The organism is Bradyrhizobium sp. (assembly GCF_050014615.1).
Classification (GTDB): Bacteria; Pseudomonadota; Alphaproteobacteria; order Rhizobiales; family Xanthobacteraceae; genus Bradyrhizobium.
Genome location: NZ_JBEKCZ010000059.1, coordinates 19,549 through 38,359 on the forward strand (window position 1 = coordinate 19,549; position 18,811 = coordinate 38,359).

At 62.7% G+C, this 18,811-nt stretch carries 16 protein-coding genes; 4 read left to right on the forward strand and 12 right to left on the reverse strand.

The window, feature by feature from the left end:
* Positions 1-86: 86 nt before the first annotated feature.
* Genes ABR948_RS12075 through ABR948_RS12085 form a run of 3 tightly spaced genes read right to left on the reverse strand, consistent with a single transcriptional unit; the run spans position 87 to position 2,827 of the window.
* A complete protein-coding gene (locus tag ABR948_RS12075) occupies positions 87-755 on the reverse strand; it encodes an amino acid ABC transporter permease (RefSeq protein WP_428117639.1) in 669 nt (222 codons plus the stop codon).
* Positions 756-792: 37 nt separating this feature from the next.
* Entirely contained in the window at positions 793-2,037 is a 1,245-nt protein-coding gene (locus ABR948_RS12080; protein WP_428117641.1) for an NAD(P)/FAD-dependent oxidoreductase, read from the reverse strand.
* Positions 2,038-2,068: 31 nt separating this feature from the next.
* Entirely contained in the window at positions 2,069-2,827 is a 759-nt protein-coding gene (locus ABR948_RS12085; RefSeq protein ID WP_428117644.1) for an SDR family NAD(P)-dependent oxidoreductase, read from the reverse strand.
* Between the two features lie 258 nt (positions 2,828-3,085).
* Between ABR948_RS12085 and ABR948_RS12090 the strand changes: the two genes are divergently transcribed.
* Positions 3,086-4,510 carry a sodium:solute symporter family protein gene (locus ABR948_RS12090; RefSeq protein ID WP_428117647.1) on the forward strand — a complete coding sequence of 475 codons (1,425 nt, stop codon included), beginning with the start codon at positions 3,086-3,088 and terminating at the stop codon, positions 4,508-4,510.
* Here the strand turns inward: ABR948_RS12090 and ABR948_RS12095 are convergent.
* On the reverse strand, positions 4,497-5,414 hold the full coding sequence (locus ABR948_RS12095; RefSeq protein WP_428117651.1) for an amidohydrolase family protein: 918 nt from the start codon (positions 5,412-5,414) through the stop codon (positions 4,497-4,499). The two genes, ABR948_RS12090 and ABR948_RS12095, sit on opposite strands and share 14 nt — an antisense overlap.
* A 187-nt stretch (positions 5,415-5,601) precedes the next feature.
* On the opposite strand from ABR948_RS12095, the gene ABR948_RS12100 reads away from it, so the two are divergent.
* Positions 5,602-7,062, forward strand: a complete 1,461-nt coding sequence (locus ABR948_RS12100; RefSeq protein WP_428117654.1) for an amidohydrolase family protein — start codon at positions 5,602-5,604, stop codon at positions 7,060-7,062.
* 19 nt (positions 7,063-7,081) lie between these two features.
* Here the strand turns inward: ABR948_RS12100 and ABR948_RS12105 are convergent, their stop codons facing one another.
* The 3 genes from ABR948_RS12105 to ABR948_RS12115 all read right to left on the reverse strand — a co-directional run bounded on the left by ABR948_RS12105 (position 7,082) and on the right by ABR948_RS12115 (position 9,820).
* Positions 7,082-7,510: a nuclear transport factor 2 family protein gene (locus ABR948_RS12105; RefSeq protein ID WP_428117656.1), complete on the reverse strand. Its 429-nt coding sequence runs from the start codon at positions 7,508-7,510 to the stop codon at positions 7,082-7,084.
* 1 nt (position 7,511) lies between these two features.
* Positions 7,512-8,762 carry an MFS transporter gene (locus ABR948_RS12110; protein ID WP_428117659.1) on the reverse strand — a complete coding sequence of 417 codons (1,251 nt, stop codon included), beginning with the start codon at positions 8,760-8,762 and terminating at the stop codon, positions 7,512-7,514.
* 176 nt (positions 8,763-8,938) lie between these two features.
* Positions 8,939-9,820 carry a hypothetical protein gene (locus ABR948_RS12115; RefSeq protein ID WP_428117662.1) on the reverse strand — a complete coding sequence of 294 codons (882 nt, stop codon included), beginning with the start codon at positions 9,818-9,820 and terminating at the stop codon, positions 8,939-8,941.
* A 449-nt stretch (positions 9,821-10,269) separates the two neighbouring features.
* On the opposite strand from ABR948_RS12115, the gene ABR948_RS12120 reads away from it, so the two are divergent.
* Positions 10,270-13,428: a bifunctional diguanylate cyclase/phosphodiesterase gene (locus tag ABR948_RS12120; RefSeq protein ID WP_428117666.1), complete on the forward strand. Its 3,159-nt coding sequence runs from the start codon at positions 10,270-10,272 to the stop codon at positions 13,426-13,428.
* A gap of 195 nt (positions 13,429-13,623) precedes the next feature.
* Here ABR948_RS12120 and ABR948_RS12125 read toward each other — a convergent pair whose 3' ends face one another.
* Both ABR948_RS12125 and ABR948_RS12130 read right to left on the reverse strand, forming a co-directional pair.
* On the reverse strand, positions 13,624-14,682 hold the full coding sequence (locus ABR948_RS12125) for a phosphotransferase family protein (protein ID WP_428117668.1): 1,059 nt from the start codon (positions 14,680-14,682) through the stop codon (positions 13,624-13,626).
* A gap of 48 nt (positions 14,683-14,730) precedes the next feature.
* On the reverse strand, positions 14,731-15,969 hold the full coding sequence (locus tag ABR948_RS12130) for an acyl-CoA dehydrogenase family protein (protein WP_428117671.1): 1,239 nt from the start codon (positions 15,967-15,969) through the stop codon (positions 14,731-14,733).
* Positions 15,970-16,183: 214 nt separating this feature from the next.
* On the opposite strand from ABR948_RS12130, the gene ABR948_RS12135 reads away from it, so the two are divergent.
* Positions 16,184-16,855: a TetR/AcrR family transcriptional regulator gene (locus ABR948_RS12135; RefSeq protein WP_428117673.1), complete on the forward strand. Its 672-nt coding sequence runs from the start codon at positions 16,184-16,186 to the stop codon at positions 16,853-16,855.
* Here the strand turns inward: ABR948_RS12135 and ABR948_RS12140 are convergent, their stop codons facing one another.
* The 3 genes from ABR948_RS12140 to ABR948_RS12150 form a co-directional block, all read right to left on the reverse strand.
* Positions 16,856-17,248, reverse strand: coding sequence for a RidA family protein (locus tag ABR948_RS12140; RefSeq protein ID WP_428117676.1), 393 nt, complete (start codon positions 17,246-17,248; stop codon positions 16,856-16,858).
* Between the two features lie 144 nt (positions 17,249-17,392).
* Complete coding sequence (locus ABR948_RS12145; protein ID WP_428117678.1) at positions 17,393-18,280, reverse strand: beta-keto acid cleavage family enzyme; 888 nt, start codon at positions 18,278-18,280, stop codon at positions 17,393-17,395.
* An 88-nt stretch (positions 18,281-18,368) separates the two neighbouring features.
* Entirely contained in the window at positions 18,369-18,737 is a 369-nt protein-coding gene (locus tag ABR948_RS12150) for a hypothetical protein (protein ID WP_428117680.1), read from the reverse strand.
* Positions 18,738-18,811 lie beyond the last annotated feature (74 nt).

Sequence of the window (18,811 nt, forward strand, 5' to 3'; positions counted from 1 at the left end):
TCCTTTCTTTTGGTAATCGTGGCAGAAATTGATGGGTATCGCTGGCGCTCCACCCATCCTACGAGCTGACGCGGCTTTCGAGCCACTCACGCCTTGTCGTAGCTCAGGCCACGCTCGAGCCTTCGCCCCACCAGCGTGGCCGGGAACAGAATCGCAAAGTAGATCAGGGCCACGATGGTGTAGACTTCCAGCGGTCGATAGGTCTCGGCGTTGATCAGCGTCGCGTTGTAGACGAGGTCAGGCACGGCGATGATCGACACCAGTGAGGTGTTCTTGAGCTGGGTCACCGACTGGTTGACATAGGGTGCCAGCATCGGCTTCAGCGCCTGCGGCAGGATCACCAATCTCAACACGCGCCATGGGCGCAGCCCCAGCGCCCGCGCCGCGTCCCATTGTCCGCGGTGTATGCTCTCGATGCTGCCGCGCACGATCTCGGCGTAGAACGCTCCGCCATAGAGCGACAGCACGGTGACGGCGGCGACATGCGCGGGGATATTGACGCCGATGACGACCGGAAACGCGTAATAGAACCAGATGATCTGAACCAGCAAAGGCGTGCAGCGAAACAGTTCGATGTAGGCGAGCAGCAGCCAGTCGATCACCGGCAAGCGTCTCAGGCGAAGGATGCCGACGAGCAGACCGAGCAAGGTGCCGAGAACGACGGTGCCGATCGTGTAGGCGACGGTCCAGCCCAGCCCGAGCCAGAACAGATGGCTGTATTTGCCGAGAATCGCGAAGTCCCAGATGTAGGGCATGTTCAGTACGACCCTCGCGTTGGCGGTTCGCCGGCCATCAGAGATAACGGCCGGGCGAAAACGGGGCTGCGTCGAAGGGCGGCGGCGTTCCCGCGATCATCGCGGCGATCGCAACGCCCGATGCCGGGCCTGTGGTGAAGCCGATGTGCTGGTGACCGAAACACAGCCAGAGACCGGAATGCTGAGGCGCCGGTCCGATCATCGGCAGACTGTCGGGCAGCGTCGGCCGCGCGCCGCGCCAGGGTTCGCCGACCGCCTCGCCGAATTCGGCTACGCCGCGCGCGACCGGGATAACCTGATCGAGTTGAGCGAAGGATGAGGGCGCATCGCGCGAGGTCAGTTCAACGCCGGTCGTGATGCGAATGCCCTGCTCCATCGGCGTCATGACGAACGCGCCTTCCGCGTCATGGATCGGACGCTGCAGAGAACGTGCCGGGTTCGGCCTGAACTCCTGATGGTAGCCGCGTTCAAACGCGAGCGGAATGCGATAGCCAAGCGGCCGCAACAGCTCCGCGGACCAGGGTCCCAGCGCGACCACGACATGGCGCGCCTTGATCGCGCCATCGGCGAGCACCACACGCCAGCCCTCGCCGTCAGGCACGATCGCCTTGATGTCCGACTGCCGGATCTGGCCACCGGAGCCCGCCAACATCCGTGCATAGGCCTTGACCACGGCGCCCGGCGAGTCGACCGAGGCGGTCTGGGTGTGCAACAGGCCAACGCTGTAGATCGGCACGATATCAGGCTCGAGCGCGGAAATGGCCTGACGGTCGAGAAGCTGGCTGGCGATGCCATATTCGGCCAGCAAGGCCTGCTCCTGCTTCGCCGCGGCGACAGCGTCGCTGCGCCATACCCTGAGCCAGCCGGTCTCGCGGATGCGCGCCGCCGCATCCGCTTGCACGATCCATTCCCGATGCAGTTTCAACGAGGCGCCGATCAGCCCGTGCAGCGCCGTTGCCCGCGGCTTGATCTGTGACGGTGTCGCATTGGCAAGGAAGCGGACGATCCAGTCGATATTGCGGATCGCCCAGGCCGGGTCCCAACGCAGCGCCGGGTGCCGGTTGGTCAGGTATTTCGGCAGCGCGCTCCACAGCGACGGCTTGTTGAGCGGCGATATCGAGCCACTGGAGAGAACACCGGAATTGCCATAGGAGGTTTCGCTGCCCGGCTCGCGCCGATCGATCAGCACCACCGACAGCCCGCGTTGCCGCGCGGCATAGGCCGCGGATACGCCGACGATGCCCGCGCCGAGCACGACGACATCTGCTGTTTGATCGTTCACGCTATCCGACATCGCCCCCACCACCGCCACATTACATCAGAGTGAGGCCGCCATCGACCGGCAACAGCGCTCCCGTCACATGTCCAGCCTCCGGCGACAACAGGAAGGCGACCACCGCGGCCACCTGGTCGGGTTCGGCCAATCGTCCGAGCGGATTGGCCTTGGCGACCAACTGCCAGGTCTGCGGGTCCAGTGCCCCCAACAGCCCGGCATCCTTGCGGGTATAGCCGGGCATCACGACATTGGCGGTCGCGCCTGAACTCGCCAGCTCGATCGCAAGACAACGGACCAGCACCTCGAGCGCGGCCTTGGCCGCCGCGGAGCCCGGATAGGTCGCCTCAGGCGTGAACCGATGCGCGGCGAAACTGCTGACGGCGACGACGCGTCCTTGCGATCCGCGCGTCAGATCCGGCAACGCCGCGGCCGCCAATTCGTGAAACGCCGTGGCCATCACCGCGAATGACCGTTCGAGCCCCGCGCGCGGCAACTGCGCGAAACCGCGCCGATCGGCAAACCCGGCGGCATGGACGATCGCATCGACGCTCCCGAACGCGTCCCGCGTCGCGCCAACAAGCTCGGCCGCGGTCCCGGCATTGGCAAGGTCGCCGGTGTGGCAGGCGACATTGGCGCCGGCATGCCGGCAGTCGGCGGCGACCGCGTTCAATCGCTCGAGCCCCGCCGCGTCGGCCCCTTGTCCATGCAACATCAGGCACTGATCCCGCCCTGCCAACCGGCGCGCGATCGCAGCTCCGATCCCGGACCCGCCTCCGGTGATGATTGAAACGCGCATGAGTCCCCCGCTCCCGATGCCCTTGCTCGGGCAAACTATAGGTACCGCACCAGCGAATGCCAACAATCGCAATCGTTTCGCGCGCCATCGCGGCGAAGCGGCGCGACTGATACGAGCTGAGGTCGCATGGCGGGTTCCACGCCCGGCGGCCGCGTGTCAGACATCCGAGTTCGGTTGCCTTTTCCGGCAAAGCAGGCAAGCATTGCAAAAACGGCGCTCGGCCACGGGCAAAGCTGGCGGAAGCATCGGGAGGACAAAATGCAAACCAACTATCTGGCTTTGGCCATCGTCGTTGGATACATGGTCAGTCTCGGCCTCCTCACCAGCGTGGTGCAACGGTCCGTCAACACGACGACGACCTTTACGTCGGGCACCAGCGGCCATTCGGGTATTCCCGCCGTTCTGGTCGGCCTGATGTTGATGTCCGAATTCATCGGCACGTCGGCGAGTGTCGGGACGGTCCAGGAAGCCTACAAGTTCGGCATCTCCGCCGCGTGGGCCATCATCTCGCTCGGCGCCGGCTTTCTGTTCTATGCTTTTCTCCTCGCCGGGAAATACAAGGAGTCGGGGCACAATACGATCTCCGCGATATTTGCCGAGGTTTACGGGCCACACGCCAAAATCGCCACCTCGCTGGTGATGATCTTTGCCCTGCAGATCCTCGCCAGCGCGATGTATGCGGGCGGCGGCGCGATATTGAGCGCGCTGCTCGCCGTCGATCGCACGCTTGCCACCGTGGTCTGCGGCATCGTTGCGGTTCTCTATGTCTTCATGGGTGGAATGAAGTCTGTGGTTTACACCAACGTCATCCATTCGTTCGCGAAGTACGTCGGCATCGGTGTCGCGGCGTATTTCGGCATCACGAAAGTCGGCGGCTTCGGGGAGCTGCAGGCGCGCCTTCCCGGCGAAATGTTTTCCTGGACCAACGTCGGCTGGAGCCAGATTTTTGCCTGGTTCATCGCCGGGGTTGGCGCCACCTTCTCCACACAATACATCATTCAAGCCATTAACACGGTTGAGACCCCGCAGAAGGCGAAAGCCGCGAGCCTGTACACCGCGCTCTTGATGGTGCCGTTCGGCATCGGCACCGCGCTGATCGGAATGTGCGCGCTCGCGCTGTACCCCAATATCAAATCCATCAATGCGTTCTCTGCCTTGATCGCGAATATGGATGGCCTGATGGCCGGCGTGGTCGCGGCAGGACTGGCCGCATCGCTGTTCGGCACCGTCGCCGCGGTCAGCGTGGCCACCGCGACGCTGCTTTACAAGGATTTCTATATCCGGTTCGTGACACAGCAAGGCGATCCGCAAGGCGACGAGAACCGATCGCTGAATTTCATTCGCGTCACCACTGTCATCGCCGGTCTGCTTCCGATCGTGCTGGCGATCTACACGCCGGACGTTCTCAAGATGACGTTCCTCGGCAAATCGATCAGGGCCTCGCTTTCGGTGCTGGTGTTGCTGGTGTTCTACGCGCCGTGGTTCGGCACCAAGACCGGGGCGCTGTTCAGCATCCTGGGTTCTCTGGTTGCCACCATCGCGTGGTTCGCGATGGGCAATCCGTTCGGTATCGACAATGCCTATGTGGCACTGGTGGTCCCGCTCATCATCATGGGCCTGAGCTCGCTCGTTGAGCGCATCCGGACCGGCAAGGTCACGGGCGTGCCCGCTACGCCCACCTGAGCCGCTCAAGGATCGACTTGCCCATCACCCAGTCCTTGTCCGCTTCGGACAGGAACGGCAATTCCTCGGTGAAATGGGTGATGCGCTGCTGATAGGTCGCCTTATCGTAGCCATTGGTCATGTCCGAGCCCCAATGGCATCGCTTCGGACCATAGGCCTCGAACAGCCGCTGGATGTGCGGCGTGAAATCGCGGAACGGATAGGCTTCCGACGAATAATTCGGCGCCGCCGACAGCTTGACCGAGACGTTCGGGTATTTGGCGAGCGAAGCGGTCTGGCTGACCGCGTCCGCGATCCGGCCTTCCTTCGGGGTGTTGCCGCCGATGCCCATGTGGTCGGCGATCAATTGCAGGCGCGGATAGCGCTCCGCCACGCGCGCCATCTGCGCATTCTGGCCATCGGTCAGGAACATCACCGGAAGCTCGGCCTTTTCGGCCTCCGGCCAGAACCAGTCCGCCGTGCCATCGGCCAGCCAGCCCTGCGTAGCGCCCAGAAATGTCAGGCGCACACCGAGCATGCCCGGCTGCTCCCGCCATTTCGGCAGCAGCGCCGCGGCTTGCGGGTTCTTTAAGGCAACGCGCCCCATGATCGCGAGTCGATCAGGATAGCGCCTGGCCGCCTCGAGGGCGTAGTCATTGCGATCGCCCGGCCATGACGGCGGCACCACGACGACGCGACTGACGCCGGCCTGATCCATCAGCGGCACCAACTTCTCGACGGTGAACGGCTCAGGCATCTGCGGCTTCATGCCCGGCACCCATTTCCAGTCCTCGGATTCCGCCTTCCACAGATGCACCTGCGCATCGACAATCCTGCGTTTGGACGGTTGGGCACTCACCTTTTGCGATGCGAACGCCGCGCCAGCGGCGAGCGCGGAAGTGCCGAATTGCCGACGCGACATCATCAAAAATTCCTCCCGAGTAACCCTGTTGTTGTTGGACAAACTTTGTTCGTGCGGCGCGATGACTGTCAAGCCGCGATCCGTCCGCCCGGGGTTGCGCCGGACGCCGCACGCCGGATCCATGGCACTTGCTCAATGGCGCCGCGCCGCCCAAGATGCGCGCAATCAAGATTGCAGTCAGGGAGGATCGATGACCCGCGCACTCAGCATCCGTCGGCGCACATTTCTCGGCGGCGTTGCGGCATTCGGCGCCATCCGTGGTTTCGGGACCCGCGCACAGGCGGCGATCTCGCCGGCGGTCGGAAGTCTCCCGGCGCGCGGCCATGTCGTGATTCGGGGCGCCTACGTCATGACCATGGAGCCCGGCCAGGCCGATCTGCCTGATGGCGACGTGCATGTCGACAATGGCGTGATCGTCGATATCGGCACCGCACTCGCAGCACCCGGCGCTGATGTCATCGACGGGCGCGGCTTCATCGTGATGCCCGGCCTGATCGACACCCACTGGCACATGTGGACCACGCTGCTGCGCAACATGTCGGGGGACGATCGCGCCCACGGCTATTTCCCGATGACGACGGCGCTCGGCAAGGTCTACACGCCGCGCGACATGTATACCGGCACGCTATTGTCCGCGGCCGAGGCGCTGCATTCGGGCACCACGACGGTGCACAATTGGTGCCACAACGTCATGAGCCACGAGCACGCGGTCGAGGACCTCAGGGCGATGCAGGAGACCGGACTGCGCGGCCGCTTCTCCTATGGCCCGGCGCGTTCGACGCCGCTCTCCCAGCCGATCAACGTGACCGATCTGGCGCGCATGCAAGGCGACTGGGGTAGCCTGTCGAACGAGGGCCTGCTGACGCTCGGCCTCGCCTGGCGCGGGGTCCAGGCGGCGGTGCCGAACGCGGAGGGCAAGATCGAGTTGCGGCCGCTATCGCCGGACATGTACCGCGTGGAGTACGACGCCGCGCGAAAACTCAATTTGCCGGTCTCGGTCCATCTCAATTCCAACAAGTTCGACAGCGGTCACATCCTCGCGCTGCACAAGCTCGGCTACGTCTTCGACGGCCTGCAGGTGATCCACGCCATCAATACCTCGCCGGAGGAAATGGACATCCTGGCCACCGCCGGCGCCTCCGTCAGCATTTCGCCGGCGTCCGAGATGCGCATCGGTTTCGGCCTGACGAGGATCGGCGAATATCTCGACCACAAGGTCAATCTCGCGCTGTCGGTCGACACCACGCCGCTGACGGGCAATGCCGACATGTTCGGGATCATGAAGCTGGCGCAAAATCTCGAGAACGGCCGCAGCGAAAGCGAATTCAAGCTGCCGGCGCGCCGGGTGCTCGAACTCGCGACCATCGAGGGCGCCAAGGCGCTCGGTCTCGCCGAGCGCACCGGATCGCTCAGGAAGGGCAAGCGGGCCGATATCATCATGGTGGACACGCGCGCGATCAATATCGGGCCGTTCACCGAACCGGCCTACATGCTGGTGGATTCGGCACAGGCATCGAATGTCGACACCGTGATGGTCGACGGCCGCATCCTCAAGCGCAACGGCAGGCTGACCGCCATCGATGCCGGCAAACTAATGGCGGAAGCGTCGATCGCGAGCCTCGGGGTTCGGCAGCGCGCCAACTGGAAGTGAGTGTCGCTGGTAGTGAGGGTCAGGGGCCAACCGGTTTCAATCCGCTTTCGCCGGCGATGTCGTGCGTCAATCGGCGCGACTTGAAGCGCCAGTTCGCTCCGATTTTCAAGACGACATCGTGGTAGGTTCCGGCCACCGCGATCGCTGGACCGGCGCTGGTGTCGCGCACCACCAGAAAATTCGATCTCACCTCCGCCTGATCGCCGTCGAGGCGGATCACGATGTTGGCGGTGACGTGCTTGCGTCTGGTGCCCGGACCCGGCTCGGGCACCAGTTGACGCAAGAAGTTCTCGATTGCGGCCGGACCGGTCGCGCTGCCATTTCGGGAAATCCACTCGCCGGCTTCGACAAACAGCTGGCCGAATTCCTTCAAGCGGTAGGAATCCAGCAGAAAGCAATATTCGGCCAGCAATTCGCGAATGGCGTCCTTGTCCTCGAGCGCGCTCATGTCAGGCCTCCTCCGGCGAGATCGGCTCGCGGGTCATGGTCCAGCACGCAGCCGCGCCGCACAGCAACAGCACGCCGGCCACCAGGAATGCCAAGTCGTAACTGCCGGTGCCGGAGATCACATAGCCGGTGACGATCGGCGCCAGCACGCCGAACAGATTGCCGCCTGTGACCAGAAAGCCGTTGGCGCGGCCGGCATTGCCGGGATCGGTCAACAGGTCATTGGTCAGCGTGATGTTCAATCCGACGGCGCTGCCGATGCAGGTCAGCGAAATCGAGAACAGCGTCAGAATCACCCAGGTTTCGGTAATCCACGGCGTCATCAGGATTCCGGATGAGCACAGCAGCATGATGACGACCATGAGGCGGCGGCGTCCCGAGGTGACGCCGACGTCACGCAGCAGCCGATCGCTGAGCGCGCCGATCAGGATCGTTCCCGGCACCGCCACCGCATAGGGAATCGCGGTATAAAAGCCGGTCTTGAGCAGCGTAAGCCCCCGCGTCGCCTGCAGGTAGCTCGGCAGCCAGGTCAGGAACAGGTACACGGTGTAGACCGCGCATCCCTGCGTCACGAACAGCCCCCACATGCTCCTGCATTTCAGCAACGCCAGCAGCGGCGCGCTTTTTCCGGGCGTTGCCTTGCCGCCGCGCTCCCTCAGGATTTTCGCGCGTTCGGCCTCGCCGATGAAGGTGGCGTCTTCGGGCTGGCGAAATACCAGACTCCAGAAGATCAGCCAGACGAAGCCAAGCGCGCCGGCACAATAGAACGCGCCGCGCCATCCCAGATCGCTCACCAGATAGGCCATCAGCACAGAGCCCAACGCGGGACCGATATAGCCGCCGCAATTGAACACCGTGGTGGCGAAGCCGCGTTCGCCCGCCGGCATCCATTCGCGGATGGTCCGGCCGCCGGCGGGATAGGTTGAAGATTCGCCAAAACCCATCAGCAGGCGCGACGCGAAGGCCGAGCTGAAATTCCAGCTGGTTCCCGTCAGCAGCGTTGCCGCCGACCAGATCGCCATGCCGAGCGTCGTTGCCCGGCGCGTTCCGACGCGGTCGACATAGATGCCCCAGGGCAGCACGAAGACGAGATAGCTCCACAGAAACGCCGAGAACAGATAGCCGAGCTGGATCGTGGAAATTCCGAACTCTTTCGAGATCGGTTGCGCCGACACCGAGAGCACCACGCGATCGATGTAATTGATCGAGCACGCGGTAACCAGCAGGATGTAAATCCAGGTTCGCCCGGGCATTCGTCCCCCCCTTGTTTTTCGCCTCCCTGTTGATTTTTGTTTCGGGGCGAGCGGCCACCATCCGTCAAACCAGGACGTTGGACAAGCCGCGGGGCGAATGTATGCGATGCGCCAGCATGTGATGAGCTATTTGGGGCTGATGGCCAATGGCTGCCGGCGCGTCCGGCGCCGGCTCGCTAGTGCGGCAGATGATCCGCGAGCGAGTAGAACACGCACAGCGCGAGGCTGGACCAGACCGCCATGCTGAAATAAAGCGACATCCAGGCGATCTCGTCCTTCCACTCGGCCAAATCGTGGGTCACGACCCAGCGCGTGCTGACGTCACGCAGACCCTCGAGCGGTCCGAGCAGCTTGCTGCCGTCGCCAACCTCGGTCCGCCACCGGCTCAGATACATCGGAACGTCGACGGTCATGAGAAATGCCAGATAGGCCACAATCCCTGTGATCGCGACAGCGAGCACCACGCGAACCGAACCGTCGAACTCCGGCAGCAACCTGCAAAGGCCGACCCCGACCAGAAAGAACACAACAGCCCAGATCGAATTTTCGATGGCGTTGCCGAGGTAATTGGTGGTCAACACCGCATACCAGGAGAAGCCTTCCGCGATCAGGATCAGCGGCACGATCACCCAGGCGACGTTCAAGGTGGTATCCGCTCCCGTCAACGTGCCGACCCGGTGCAGGATCATCGCCCACTGCGCCGCGAAGGCAACCTCGGCCACGGTGGCGACCGACCGGCCAACGACAACGCTCGACAGCCAGGTATCGAACAGGCAGATCCGCTGAACGTCCGCGCGCGGCAGGATCGACCGGAAGGCGCAGCCAAACACATAGGCCGCGCACAGCAGCAGCATGAGCTCGATGCCGGACGCGCTGCCGAGACTCTCGGCGCGCAGCAGCGAGAGCTCGAAGCCCGAAGAGCTACCGAGATTGGCGGCCGGCTGTTGGTGAAGCTGGCTATAAAGCAGGAACCAAACCGCGATATTGACGCCGCTCACCAGCGTCAACAGGCTCCACCACCAGGCCAGGGGATTTGACCAGGCCAGTGAACCTGACACGGAATTTGACAAGGAACTTGACCGCGCCGCCCGCCATTCCAAACTCATCGACCGCTCCGTTTGTAACCGAACTGACACTTGGTTGTATTAGTTCTGTCACAAATTATGGCGAATCACGAACAAAAACTTGTGTGCGGCGGGTGCTTGCGGGGGGATGGCGAGCGCGTCTGGTCCGTTTCTGTTCGGCGGAAGCTGTGATCAGTGGCGAGTCGGACGCCCGCGCCGCGCCCTTTCACGACGAAGCTTGCGCCCCGGCCTTCCAGGCGGCGGCCGAATGGATCGGGCGCACCGATATCACCACCGGGTTGCCGGCGCACTGACGCCGGCCAATAGCGGCGCTTCCGAATCTTTCTGCTCCGCCGCAAGGGTTCCGAATTAACATTTAAGTAACCCATATTACTAACGCGACCTCTACCCATCGGCCGTAGGGTTACGGGGGGAGAGCGAAAATGCTGAGGCGGCTTCGACACATAGGCTCCGTGCTTCGCGGCGATGCGGCTGAAAAAGCCGATGTCATCGATGGTGAACTGCCGGGCCGACGCAATCCAATTCGCTGGCTCGTCATTTGCGGCCTGCTGCTGATCGCGGCCATCGTGATCGGAACCGCGATGATGATCGGCAATTTCCGCGATCACGCGCTTGAAAGCAGCAAGCGCGAGTTGGAAAATACGGTTTTGCTGCTGGCCCGTCACTTTGATCAGCAGCTGGACGATGCCGCGGCTCCCCTCAACGACATCATCGTGCAAATACATCAGGCCGGAATAACGTCTGCCGACGATTTCAGGCGTCAGATGTCGACGCCCGCAACCCACCTGATGTTAGAGGCCAAGGCCAGCCATTTTTCCAGAATCGCCGGTTTCAATATCTATGACGCCGACGGAGTCCTGATCAGTTCATCGGAGGTGCCGGTCGTTCCAGCCGTCACCATTGCCGATCGCGCCTATTACAAGAGCCTCAAATCAAGCCCGGAGACGACGCAGCTGCAGATCGAACTGGTGCGCAGTCGTTTTACCGGAGTTTGGAAAACGCTGATCGCCCGCAAGGCCGTTGGGCAACACGGTGAATTTCTCGGCATCGTTTCGCGCGCCATTACACCTGCCAAATTCGAAGAATTTTTCTCCTCGGTGACGCTGGGGACAGATGCGACGATTTCCATGCATCATCACGATGGAGGCCTCGTCGCACGCTATCCTCACGCCGAAGAGATGATCGGCAAGAATTTCAAGGTCGAGTCGACGCCGCAGGCGGCAGCCTTCCTCAGCCTGGATCATGGCAGCACGCGGTTGATCAGTCCGGTCGACGGCAAGGAGCGGCTGGTGTCGGTTCGCAGCCTGAGCCGATTTCCACTATCGGTCGTAGCCACCACGACGGTCGTTTCAGCGCTCGCCGATTGGCAGGCGCAAACCAAATTCCTGGTAGTCGCGGCCGCCCTTTCGGCGATCGTTGTCGCCGTGATTCTGGTCCTGATCGTTCGGCGGCTGTCGTCGCAGCATAGCGCATCTCAGCGTCGACTGAAGCTGGAGAAGCAGCGCCTCGATACCGCCGTCGACAACATGTCGCAGGGCCTGACCTTGTTCGATCAATCCAGACGGCTGATCGTTTGCAACCAGCGATATATTGAGATGTACGGATTGCCGCCCGATGCGGTGAAACCGGGTTGCCATTTTCGCGACCTGATCGCGCTTCGAAAAGCAACGGGATCGGTTCAAGGCGATATCGAAGAACATTGTGCCCGAATTCTGGAGAATGTCGCGCGGGCAGAATCCAATATCCTTCATACTGCGGACGGGCGTTCAATTCAGATCACGCGCCGCCTGCTGCCCGATGGGGGATGGGTGTCCACGCATGAGGATATCACCGAACGGCAGCGCCGTGAGACGGATGTCTTTCAGCAGGCAAAAGAACTTGAACGCATCAACATGCAGTTCGACGCGGCCCTGAGTAACATGACGCAGGGGATCTGCATGTTTGACGGCCAGAAGCGGCTGGTGGTCTGGAACGACCGCTATGCGGAACTGTATCATATACCGCCGGAGTTGCTGAAAGTCGGAACGGCTCACCGCCTCATCATCGCCGACCGCATCTCCCGCGGCATTCTCAAAGGCGATACAAACGCGCGGGCCACCAATGCAAAGCTCGCTTCACTGAACGAGCTTCCGAAAGACGTAACCTCGAGCCGGGTCGACGAATTTTCCGATGGGCGGTTCGTGCTCGTGACCCGGCAGCCGATGGCCGACGGCGGCTGGCTGGCAACGCACGAAGACATCAGCGAACGGCGGCGGGCGGAGGCGGAGATCGTTCACCTGGCGCGGCACGACGCGCTCACCGGACTGGCCAACCGCACGGAATTCAACGCCAGGCTCGAAGAAGCGAGCAAACGCCTCAAGCGGAGCGGTGGCGCGGTCACCGTGATGATGATCGACCTCGACGAATTCAAGACCGTCAACGACACGCTGGGGCATCCCGCCGGCGACCAATTGCTGATTGAAGTCGGCAGACGCCTGCAGTCCACCATCAGGGAAACCGACGTGCTGGCGCGGCTGGGAGGCGACGAATTTGCGATCATCCAGGAGGGTGAAGCGCACCAGCACGAGGGCGCCATCGCGCTCGCGCAGAGAATCATCGATGCCATCACCCGGCCATTTGATCTCTACGGCAATCAGGCCGGCGTCGGGACCAGCATTGGCATTGTGCTGGCCCCGGAACATGACGTTGAACCCGAGGGACTCCTGAAGCGAGCCGACCTTGCGCTCTACGACGCCAAAGCCAACGGAAGAAATGATTTCCGGATCTTCCAGCCCGAAATGCTCGAAGTCGCCAATACGCAGAAACTGGCGGAAAGCGAATTGCGCAACGCCATCGCGCGCGAGGAATTCGAGCTGCACTACCAGCCCGTCGTGGATGTCAAAACGCGATTGCTGTGCGGCGTCGAGGCGCTGGTTCGCTGGAAGCACCCGACCAAGGGCCTGATTGCGCCGGACAAGTTCATTCCGCTGGCGGAATCCACCGGCCTGATCGCGCCGCTCGGCGAATGGATTTTGCGCCGCGCCTGCATCGATGCGCGGACCTGGCCCGCCGACATCAAGGTCGCCGTCAATATCTCGGCGGTCCAGTTCAAAAAAGGCAACCTGTTCGACGTCATCTTATGCACGCTGGTGGAGACCGGTCTGGCGCCCGAACGGCTGGAGCTGGAGGTCACCGAAACCGCACTGCTGGAAAACCAGGAAGCGCATCTGACGACGATACGGCAGTTGAAGAACCTCGGGATCTCCGTGGCGCTCGATGATTTCGGCACCGGCTATTCTTCCGTCAGCTATCTGACTGCCTTTCCCTTCGACAAGATCAAGATCGACAAGTCGTTCACGCAAGGCGTGCTCAGTCGCCGGGATTGCAAGGCGGTGGTGGCCTCGACGCTGGCGCTGGCGCACGGTCTCGGCACCGTGACGACGGCCGAGGGGGTCGAGACCGAGGAACAGCTCGAATACATGCGCGCCGCGGGGGTGGACCTGGTCCAGGGCTATCTGTTTGGCCGGCCCGTCCCGATCGCGCAGCTCGACCTGTCCAATATACCCCCGGCACCACCCCCGCCGAAGGAAATGGTAGCGTAGCGGGCGGTCCTTAATGTCATGGCCGGGCAGAAGCGCCAACGGGTCCGCGCAAAGCGCGGCCCGATGACAGGCTCCGTGCGTCTTCGCGCTAGACGACCCGGCCATCCATCTTCTTCGAAAATCTTATGAAGTGCGATGGATACGCGGGTCAGGCCCGCGTAGGACGATTTTTTCTGTTGCTATAATAATGGGATGTCACACCGCCCCGGCCTTCTGCGCGTATTCCCACGACGCTTTCGAGAGTGGCACGGTGCGCTTGGCCGACTCCATGGCCTTGGCGCTCGCCGCGGTGCCGTCGCGGATGCGCCCGGCGATACCCTGCGTAATGCCGGCGAGGCGAAACAAATTGTAGGAGAAATACCAGTTAAGGTCGGGAACGGCGCTGCCGGTGGCGTTGCAATAGATCTGCGCGGCCTCGTCCATGCTCGGAATATTGAGCGCCTTGAGGTCGGCATTGGCGAGACCCGGCATGGTCCATTGCATCAAGAGATAGGTGAAATCCGCCATCGGATCGCCGAGCGTCGACAATTCCCAATCCAGCACCGCGATCACCCTGGGCTCGGTGGCGTGGAAGATCATGTTGTCGAGGCGATAGTCGCCGTGAACGATCGAGACGCGCTGCTGCTGCGGCACGGTGCGCGGCAGCCACTCGATCAGCTTTTCCATTTCGGGAATAGCCTGGGTTTCGGAGGCGCGGTACTGCTTGGTCCAGCGATCGACCTGACGCGCGAAATAATTACCGGGCTTGCCGAATTCGCCGAGCCCGATCGCCTGCGGATCGTAGGTGTGCAGTCTGGCGAGCGTCTCGATCTTGCTGGTGAAGATCGCGCGCCGCGCCGCCGGCGTCTGGCTCGGCAGCGCCGGATCCCAGAACACGCGTCCCTCTTCCATCGACATGATGTAGAACGCCGCCCCGATCACCGCGTCGTCGGTGCACAGCGCATAGGCCTTCGCGACCGGAAATCCCTGCCGGCCCAGTGCGGCGATAACGCGGAATTCGCGATCGACGGCATGCGCCGACGGCAGCAATTTGCCGAACGGCTTGCGGCGCATCACATAGGAACGAGCCGGCGTATCGAGACGATAGGTCGGGTTCGACTGTCCGCCCTTGAATTGCAGGACGGTCAGCGGCCCCTGATAGCCCTCGACATGGTCGCGCATCCAGCCGTCGAGGCCCAGCTCGTCGATGCGATGCCGCTCCTCGACCGGCTTGGTGCCGGAAAATTCCTCGTCGTCCCTGACGCCTTCGGCCACGATGACGCTCCCTGTAGTTTCTAGGGAGCGTCAGTCGGGACGTTCCCCTTAATGCGAAGTGGGAGCGTTTGCATACTTCCGAAGTTCAAGTCTGGCAATGGCGCGGTTGTGGACCTCGTCCGGCCCGTCCGCCAGCCGCATCGTGCGCATCGAGGCATAGTCGCGCGCCAGACCCGCATCGTCGGAGACCCCGGCGGCACCGTAGGCCTGAATGGCGTTGTCGATGATCTTCAGCGCCATGTTGGGCGCCGCCACCTTGATCATGGCGATCTCGAGCTGCGCGGTCTTGTTGCCGACCTTGTCCATCATGTCGGCGGCCTTGAGGCACAACAGCCGGTTCATCTCGATGTCGGTGCGGGCCTCGGCAATGCGCTGCTCCCAGATCGAATATTCGACGATCTTCTTGCCGAACGCGGTGCGGGAAGACAGCCGCTTCACCATCTTCTCCAGCGCTTCCTCGGCCTTGCCGATGGTGCGCATGCAGTGATGGATGCGCCCGGGACCCAGACGCCCCTGCGCGATCTCGAACCCCCTGCCCTCGCCGAGCAGGATATTGCTGGCGGGAACCCGCACATTCTCCATCAGCACCTGGGCGTGGCCATGCGGCGCGTCGTCGAAGCCGAACACCGGCAACAGTTTCTCGACCGTGATGCCCTTGGCGTCGAGCGGCACCAGGATCTGCGACTGCTGCTGGTGGCGCGGCGCCTTCGGATCGGTCTTGCCCATCACGATCGCAATCTTGCAGCGGGGATCGCCGACACCCGACGACCACCATTTGCGGCCGTTGATGACGTAATGATCGCCGTCGCGCTCGATGCGGGTCTCGATATTGGTGGCGTCGGAGGATGCCACCGCGGGCTCGGTCATCAGGAAGGCGGAGCGGATTTCGCCGTTCATCAGCGGCCGCAGCCACTGCTTCTTGTGCTCCTTGGAGCCGTAGCGCATCAGCACTTCCATATTGCCGGTATCCGGCGCCGAGCAATTGAACACTTCCGAAGCCCAGCCGATGTGGCCCATTTCCTCGGCCAGCGGCGCATATTCCAGGTTGCTCAATCCCGCGCCGCGGAATTCATCGTCCTCATGCGCCGAGGGCGGCATGAACATGTTCCATAGCCCTTCGGCCCGTGCCTTCTTCTTCAACTCCTCGACGATCGGAATCACCTTCCAGCGCAGGCCTTCTTCGTCCTGCTGCCGGTAGACCGGCACGGCGGGGCGGACATGCTTGTGCATGAACGACTGCACACGGTTGAGCCATTCGCGCTGACGGTCAGACATGTTGAAGTCCATTGGGCGTTCCTCGCATTTTTGGTCGAAAATTGTTGGCGGCACTGTCTCCCCGCCGCCGGTTCCCCGCAAGACTATTTTTGTCGTGCGGTTTTTCGCGTGCCGGCGGGCCTTCGCCGAAGCGGCAATGCGTCATGCGCATTGACATTCCAGCCTTCAAACCATAGTTTCATACAAGCGTTTGAATTGCAACGCTTCCTTTTTCGCGGGCCATGAAATGCCGTCAGACCAGACCCGCACCGCCATCCTGGACGCCGCCGAGCGGCTGTATGCCGACCGCGGCTTCGCCGACGTCACGCTGCGCGATATCGTCGCCGCCGCCGACGTCAACCTGGCGGCGGTGAATTATCATTTCGGCTCCAAGGACGAATTGATTGCCGAGCTGTTCGTCACCCGCAGCCTCGCCACCAACCGCGAGCGGCTCAACGAATTGAAGGCGGCCGAAGCCGCCGGCGGCGGCCGCGCCGAGATCGATGCCATCCTGCGCGCGCTGGTCGGGCCGACGCTGCGCGGCTGTCTCGGCCCCGACAACGAGCGTTCGGCGGCGGCGCGTTTCATGATCCGGGCCTCGATCGAATCGGTGCCGCCGATCCGGCGCATCAAGAATCGCGAGATCGATCATTTGCGGAAATTCGCCGCCGCGATGCGGCGTTCCCTGCCCGGCCGCGACGCGGTCGAGCTCTATTGGGGCCTGCATTTCGCGCTGGCGATGGCGCACCAGACCATCCGCGACAGCGAGCGGCTGATAAAGCTGTCGGAGGGATTGTGCGATCTCAACGACGTCCAGGGCATCATCGAGCGCATCGTCGCGGTATCGGTGATGGCGCTGACGGGGCGCGAGGCGGAGCGAACGACGCCCGCCAGGTTGTTGGCGCGGGATGCGCGTTAGTCACGCCATCGCGACGCAGTCGATTTCGATATCGAACGGCCCGGGCCATTCCGTCACGCACACGAAGATACGTGCCGGCGGCTCTTCGGGGAAGTAACGCGCGTAGATTGCGTTGACGACCGGGAAGTGTTCGGCCGAGGTGCAGTAGATATTGCACTTCATCACGTTCTGCAGGCTGGTCCCCGCCGTCTCAAGACAGAGTTTCATCTGGTCGAGCACCAGTTCGGTCTGGCGCTCGATCGGAACGCGGAGGATTTCGCCGCTGTCGGGATCGAACGGTGGAAACCCGGTGACGAAGACCATGCCGCCGCCGCGTGTGACCGGCGAAATCGGCGCCCCCCGCTTCGCCAGATAAGAAGACAGCGGTTCGACGCGGATGGCTTCTCGCTTCATCACGACACCTGTGGCCCGGGTTGATTTGGCAACGCCAGACTAGCGCGCATGCATACCATCATGCTTCGATATCGGTGGAAGTGTATCGGGACGCGAGGCCGGACGTTTTGCGATGCTGGCCCTGATATCCTGCGACAACCGCGTCTACGAAAACCCGAGCATCGCCCGCGCTTCGCTCGCCGAGGCAATCGCGGCGCCGAGGCTTTTGAGGATATCGGCGGCGTGGGTCACGAGTTCGGCGTTGGTCTTGGCCAGCACGCCTTTGGAGAGATAGAGATTGTCCTCCATCCCGACCCGGACATGGCCGCCGAACAGATAGGCCTGCGCCACCATCGGGAATTCAGCCCGGCCGATGCCAAAGCCGGTCCAGATCGCGCCCGCCGGCAACAGGCCGCGGCCGTACAGCATGGTTTCGGACGAGGCGTCGAAACCGTATTTGACGCCGAGCACCAGCGAGAACAGCCCCGGTCCCTGCAAGACGCCCTCGGCGATCAGGTCGCGCGCCAGATGGCAGTCGCCGGAATCGAACAGCTCCAGTTCCGGCATCACGCCAACAGCGCGAATGCGGTTGGCCATCTTGCGGACATTGGTGGGCGTGTTGATCACGACCTGCCCGCCCGAATTCATGGTGTTGAGATCGAGCGTGCAGATTTCGGGGCGCAGGATTTCGACATGTTCGACCCGCTTTTCCGGGGCGATCAAGGTGGTGCCGGGACCGGCGACCTTGGGATCTTCCTCTGACGGGACGAACCGGCCGCCCGGCCCGGTGGTCAGATTGATGATCAGCTTCGGATTGCGGGCGCGAATCCGATCCATCACGTCGCGGTACAGGTCGATCGACATCGAGGGCCGGCCGGTTTCGGGATCGCGCACATGAATATGGGCGATCGCGGCCCCCGCTTCCGCCGCCTCCAGCGCGCTGTCGGCGATCTGCTGCGGGGTGATCGGCAGAAAGGGCGACTGATCGGGCCGCGTCAGGTTGCCCGTGATCGCGCAGGTGATGATGACCTTCTGATGAGGTTGGTTTGCCATCGGTGTTGCCTTCCGCCGTCGCCGTGAATGAGCTGACTTGTGCCATAGCGTAACGCGGACGCACAGGCGAGCGCCGTCGCGTCCGGGATCAGCCTGTTTTCTTTTTGGCGGCCTTCTTGGCTGACTTGTTTTCTGCCGTGGCCTTCTTTGCAGCCTTCTTGACCGGCTTGACCGGTTTTTCTTCCGCAGCCTTGATGTCTTCGGCCGCCTTCTTGATGCCGCGCGCGTAGCTGTCGGCGGCATTCTCGGCTGTGATCTGCAACCGCCTTGCCGCCGCACCGGCCAGCAGCAAGGTGTCCTTTGCAAGTTGCTTGTATCGCGCCTTCGCCGCTTTATCCCCGGCCTTGGCCGCCATCCCCATCAGCCGGCCTTGCCGCTGTTTGGCCGCGTCCATTACGATCTTGTGCTGCTTCTTCGCGATCGACCGAATGACACTATCGAGGTCGGCTTCGGCCATTTTGATTTCCCGGGATTTGGACGCTGAGACAGCGGGGCGGATGTGCGGAGGCGCTGGAGCGGGTGAAGGGAATC